This window comes from Lutibacter sp. (assembly GCF_040883305.1).
Classification (GTDB): Bacteria; Bacteroidota; Bacteroidia; order Flavobacteriales; family Flavobacteriaceae; genus Lutibacter.
This window is the reverse complement of sequence record NZ_JBFLKT010000277.1, coordinates 1-6296: the sequence shown is the minus strand read 5'-3', so window position 1 is coordinate 6296 and position 6296 is coordinate 1. Positions and strand designations below refer to the sequence as shown.

Below are 6296 nucleotides of genomic sequence, written 5' to 3'. Positions count from 1 at the left end.
GTTCCGTCTGTTGCTAATTCATAAATATTACCAGTATTGTCACTTACGGTATATAAAGTTGAACCTGCAGTATTAATAGCTAAACCAGAAGCCTCTGATACATTTATTTTTTTGCTTGAAATTAATTCGAGTTCATTTTTAGTTTCTTCAACAGTATTAGAACTATTGTTACAAGCTTGAAAAAAGACCATAAATAGTATGGTAAAACTTATAATTTTACTTAAATGTATCATATTTTAAAAAGTACCAGCTTGTGTTTATTCACAAGCTGGTTTTTATTAATTATTGAACTGTATAAACATTCCAAAGGGTTGGATCTGCTTTAAAAGCATCAGATTCATCTGTAGTTCCACCACCTGGAGTATCATCTATAGACATTGCTCCTGTATTTGAATAATAATATTCTTTTGTATTTGTTGCAATTCTAACATAAAATGAAACTTTAGCTCCCGTTTCGCTCAATGATAACCCATCTCCATCTGTAACTGCATCTTTTAAATTTATAGTTACACCTGTTTGTGTAAATGATGCATCATCTTCACCAGAAATTTTATTAGCTTTTACATATACAGGCGTATCACCAACTGCAAAATAAATTCTTGCTTCCACTATTTCTTCAGAACTTGCATAAGCCACAACTACATTAATATCTGATCCTGGAATAGGATTTGCTGGGAATGTGATACTAGTTACCGGTCCTTCTGTTGAAGTAACTGTAGTTTCTACGACAGCATCATAAGTAATTGCTTCAACTTTGTAACTTGGCCAAGTTGTTCCTAAATCGTGGTTAAAGTCACCTCCATTTTCAATTGGATAATAGGTTTTTGTTCCATCTACATATTCTACTCTAATGTAATATCTAACATCACCTTCAGTATTTAGAGCCGGAATTACTCCGCTAAAAACAGCTCCATTTTGATCTAAAACAACTTTTGTTTTTTCATCATTCACATCATCTTGTTGTTCGCCTGGTAATAAATAATACAATCTAATCTCATCAACTTGATCAGGATATAAAGGCATAACTGTAAACGTAACATCGCCTCTATAACCATCCATTTCTCCAACTATTTCCAAATCTTTAACACCACCAACGACTGTGAATTCAGCAGGTGCATTGTTTCCATTACTCGGGTAATATGTGGTTAAACCTGTATTATCTTTAGCAACAACGTAATAACGAACTACTTGTCCGACCAATGCTTTTGGTACCGATGTTTTATATTCACCATCAACTAATGCCATATCTATAGATTGTACACTTTCACCAGGCATAAAAATTAATTTTACTGAAGAAATCCCATCAGCATCTGAAGCCGTAACTGCATAAACCTCTATAGCTTCAGTTAATGGTTCAGCAGATAAAATTGGCGCTGTATTTGCAGCTGATCCATTTGAAGAGCCCGGAGTTGGAGAACTCACCTTCCAATCTCCTGCACCATCAATTTCTCTTGCCCAAGTAAGCCCAACATTACTACTCATATCTGGAGTAATAGTATGATCTATAACTGTTCCATTTGGTTCGGATAAACTAACATCTTCTCCTCCAGAACTAATAGATTCTCCTGATTCATTTGCATCAACAAGGTAAAATCCACCTGCTGTAATAATTGTACCAGCAGGTATACTATATCCACCTGCGGCAGTGGGTTTATCATTAATAACATATCCTGAAATATCCATATCAGTAGTTCCACTATTATAAACCTCTACCCAGTCAGGAGCATCATTTACGTCTTTCGACATTATTTCGTTTAATTTCAATACGCTGCCTTCTACAACAGGGCCTTCTTTTATCATTATCTCATCTTCTACACAACTGAACGTAGCAGATAGCATAATAATGCTTAGAAATATATATTTTAAATTTTTCATTGTTTTATTTTTTTAGATATCATTATTAAAAATTAACTTCAAGTCTTATTGAAAACTGACCGTAATCATCGCCTGCTTCACCTTCTGATTCAGTAACTAAAGACCAATCTTTTGTTAGGTTTCCAGAACTATCAGTACCTACAAATAATTTTCCTTTTCCATTTGCAAAACGGTCGTGGTTATGATAAATATAGTTTGCAGCAAATTTTATATTTGGATTTATATAATAGTTTAAACCTACTGAATAACCTTCGGCAGAACCACCATAGATTGCAGCATCAAAATCATTCAAATCTATAAAATCATAACGTAAAGCAAGTTCAATATCTCCTTTATCTGAACCAGGTGTAATTCTTGTAAACTCACCTTCTTTTGTGTTATAATTATGTTTTCCACCTCTTAATAAATAAGCTGCTTGAGCGTAATATCCTTTAAAAGAAGCATCAATTCCTTCAATCATATTAACATTGTGCTCTTTATATTCACCTTGGACCATAAAACCATTATATTTTCCGGCTAATTCAAATGTATATCCAAAAACATTATCAACACCTGAAATATCATCAGTGTCTAAGAATTTTTTTCTATTTACTACTGAATGTGAACGTGTGCTAAGTCTAAAAGCACCACCTTCCCAGTAAGTTTTAGGAGTTCTATGTGTTGCCGCAACCCCTATGTGTAATAATTTATCATTATCATTTATTGGTGCCCATACAGCTCTACCTGTTAAAGAATAGCCTTCATCAACACCATCATCTTTATTTGCATCTTTTGTAAATGTCACTTCCTCTGCGTCTCCAACAGTATTGAAGTGAACTCCACCAACAAGTAAAAACTTATTTGCAAAAACATTTACCTGAAAACCTAAATGACGAGAAGGGTCAAAAGTAGATGCTAAGGAACGCTCCATAAATAATAAATATCTTGATGTAGTGGTTGTTTCCATACCATAACCTTCTTTAAAATGCCCAGCTTTAAAATCCCATTTTTCAGAATCTGCAGTATATTTTAAATACGCATCCTTTATTTCAGTTGCAGAACTTTCAAAATCAAGATCAATTTCTCCATACCAATTTTTCCAAAATTCTGCTTTAATAGCGAATCTCATTCTACGAATTGTAATTCCATTTCCAAGTTCATTTAATGCATCATTTGAAAAAATATAACCATCTAGTTGAACTCTGTTGTCCATCCACATTTTATAGTTTCCATCAGCAGAAAACCATTTAATAAAGCCATCTTGTGCTTCCGTTTGTAGTGGAACAGCATCCACTTCCTGCCCGTATTGATTTATACGAGTAACTTCTTTTTTTACTTCTTGTGCATGTAACCCTATTCCGAATAGAATTAATGCCACTACTAGTGTACTTAGTTTATTTTTCATTATAGTTACAATTATTATTCATATTATATTTAAAGCTTACTTATTAATTCTGTTAAATTATCTTCACGTTTTAAGTGCATTTTTTTTCGTAACCTATGTCTGTTAACTTCAACACTTTTTGTTGAAATATTTAAAATTGACGCCATATCTTTTGAACTTAAATTTAAACGAACCAGGGAGCATAAACGCTGTTCATTTTCGGTTAAATTTGGGTACCTATTTAACAATCTGAAATAAAAGTCTCTATTTAACTCGTTGATATATATATTAAAACGCTGGCGATCTTTATCAATGCTTAAATTTTCGACAATTAGCTTTTTTAATTTTGAAAGCTCCACCTGATCTGAATCTGATTTATCAATTATTTTATCAATTTTTGCGCGCAGCTTTTCTAAAAAACGATTCTTTTGAATAATATTTAAAGCAATACTCATTTGCTCTTTTCGCTTAAAATCAATTTCCTTTTCTAGCTCAGCATTTTCTGTATTCGCTTTTGCCAATTCTGTTTTTAAAAAGGCCTCTTGTGCTTTATATTTTCGAGAAATATCAGAAGACTCTTCATCTTTAGATTTTAATTTTTTACTAGTTAATTTTAATGCTAAAACAATTATTACAATAATTAGTAAAATAATAACCGTATATAAGAAAGGTTGAAATAAATTAACATTTACAGGAATATCCACAGGTTTTGGTAAATTATTAAAATCACTTTTTATTGATTTTAAAGCAGTTTTTGTGGTATTATAAACTTGTAATTTAAATACGTTATCCATAAAAAATAACGACATAAATGAAACAACACCTGCAATTATTGGCGTAGTTATCCAACCTAGTGAAATTCTGCCTAAAACATTAAATTTAATTCCTCTACCGCCTTTTAACAAACCAATTCCCATTATTGCTCCAACAATAGCCTGAGAACTTGAAACAGGCACTAACGGAATTGCAGGCAAACCAATACTTTGTATAGCATTTGATAAAGATGAAGAAGAGAAAATGAACAAGACCATAGCATGTGCCAATACAATTACCAATGCAGCTTCTGCAGATAACTTCATTAAATCGTTGCCAACAGTCATCATAACTTTTTTAGAATAAGTAACAATTCCCATTGCTATAGAAATACCACCTATTAAAAACAATAATTGTACTCCATCAAAAATAAAAAAACCAAAATCTAACTGGATATCTGGAACTGAAGGTATAAATACACCAACAACATTGGCTACATTATTTGCACCCAAACTAAAAGCTCCAAAACCTCCAATTATTAAAAGTGCATATTTTAAATATGCATCTAACTTTATTAAATGAATTTTACTTTTTGCTAAAAAAAACTTGAGAAGTTTGTACATTAAAATAGCAAAAATGGCTCCTAAAATGGGACCTGCCACCCAAGTACTAACAATTTTCCCCAAAACAGTCATGTCAGTAGTGTTTCCAGAATAAAAATTCCAACCAATAATTGCTCCAATAATTGCTTGTGAGGTTGACACTGGTAACTTTAAACGAGTCATCCAAAAAACAGTAATACCTGCACAAAGTGCTACTGTAAATGCGCCTCCAATGGCATCTACAGAACCTAATTTACCAAGTGTTATCGACGCTCCAGACCCTTGTAATACAGCACCTAAAACAACAAAAATAGAAGCAACTACAACAGCCACACTAAATTTAACCATTCTAGAACCAACTGCAGAACCAAATATATTGGCCGCATCATTGGCTCCCAAGGACCAACCTAAAAATAAACCACTTGATAAAAAGAAAAAAAACATAGGCTGCCTTTTGTTTACTACATTTTTATTTTAATTACTAATGAAGAGAGCATTTTTGCTACTACCTTTGAAGCTTCCGCAACCTGCTCTACATGTAAAGTGAAATAGCGTAAATGAATTTTTTCACTCAATTTTAAAAAGGGCATTTCTTTAAACAATGTCCTTTTAATTTTTATGGCTAATTTTTCAGTTTCACGTTCGTAAAATATTACTTTTTGTAATTTATCTTTGACTAGATCAGGAGCAGTAAAAAAAACTCTTGCTGCAGGAATAACATTTTCAGCAGATTTTACAGATAAAGATACTAATCTCGAAAAATCGTTCTTAATATCTTCTGGGAAATAAGGATCTTCTACATCAAACTGACTTAAATTATCTTTTATTTTATCAATAATATCGTCCGTTTTCTCTAATAAATTCAAAATATCACTAGAATAGTTAGGCATTAAAGAATGCACATAAAAGTCGTTTTCAATTTTTCTGATAATTGCATCAGCAACTTCTTCCTGCTTCTTAACTATTTTTAGGTTGTTTTCAAATTCTGAAATATTTCCTTCTAAATAATTATTAACACCTTCTTTAAAATTTAATATTCCCAATTCAATATTATCAAAATACTCATCGATATTAAGGATAACGTTTTTTGAAGTTTTAAATATTTTAATCATCACATAAATCTTTACAACAAAGATAAATGTACATTCAAGTACTTGAGATGATAAATATCATTTTAAAAGTTCACATGAATCATATGTAGTTTATTAAATAACCTATTTAATTGATATGCATCATTTTAATATAATTATGTAGAGTTTATTGAAAACTTTAGAATTGTAGTGTAGTGTTTTTTTATGGTTTTATAGCTCCCTAAAAAAGATATATATGAAGCTAATTTTCTTAACAATATTTAAAAAAAACAAAGATTTACTGCTTTTAAAACTTAAAAAACTATAGTGTCAATTTTCTGAAAAAAACTTTTAAAAACCCTTTTCATTTACTGTTTTAACAATTAAAAAAATAAATGCTTTGAATAAATGTTCAATGGAACCTATTAATTTTATTATTTAGAACTATTTTAAAACTTATTTAAGGGTAGATTTTAAGCTGGATTATGTTCATCATCTTCCAACTCGTGCAATTCATCGAGCTGCTTTAAGAGCTTAAATGTTTTTTTAGCTTCTTCTTCATCAATAGTAGCTATTGCAGCACCAACATGTACTAACACATAATCTCCAACAGTTGCTTCAGGAACCAATGTT

General features: G+C 31.2%; 6 protein-coding genes. All 6 read right to left on the bottom strand.

Annotation, left to right across the window (positions count from 1 at the left end; all coding sequences use genetic code 11):
* The coding region (locus AB1Z17_RS08680) for a hypothetical protein (protein WP_368051410.1) at positions 1-233 on the bottom strand (233 nt) is incomplete at its 3' end.
* Between the two features lie 49 nt (positions 234-282).
* A complete protein-coding gene (locus AB1Z17_RS08675) occupies positions 283-1875 on the bottom strand; it encodes a lamin tail domain-containing protein (RefSeq protein ID WP_368051409.1) in 1593 nt (530 codons plus the stop codon).
* Between the two features lie 25 nt (positions 1876-1900).
* Positions 1901-3259 (bottom strand): OprO/OprP family phosphate-selective porin, encoded by a 1359-nt coding sequence (locus tag AB1Z17_RS08670; protein WP_368051408.1) that lies wholly within the window; start codon positions 3257-3259, stop codon positions 1901-1903.
* A 29-nt stretch (positions 3260-3288) separates the two neighbouring features.
* The gene (locus tag AB1Z17_RS08665) at positions 3289-5037 is read right to left on the bottom strand and encodes an inorganic phosphate transporter (protein ID WP_368051407.1); all 1749 of its coding nucleotides are present in this window, start codon (positions 5035-5037) and stop codon (positions 3289-3291) included.
* A gap of 17 nt (positions 5038-5054) precedes the next feature.
* Positions 5055-5705 carry a DUF47 domain-containing protein gene (locus AB1Z17_RS08660; RefSeq protein WP_368051406.1) on the bottom strand — a complete coding sequence of 217 codons (651 nt, stop codon included), beginning with the start codon at positions 5703-5705 and terminating at the stop codon, positions 5055-5057.
* A gap of 431 nt (positions 5706-6136) precedes the next feature.
* Complete coding sequence (locus AB1Z17_RS08655) at positions 6137-6292, bottom strand: HypC/HybG/HupF family hydrogenase formation chaperone (protein WP_368051411.1); 156 nt, start codon at positions 6290-6292, stop codon at positions 6137-6139.
* Positions 6293-6296 lie beyond the last annotated feature (4 nt).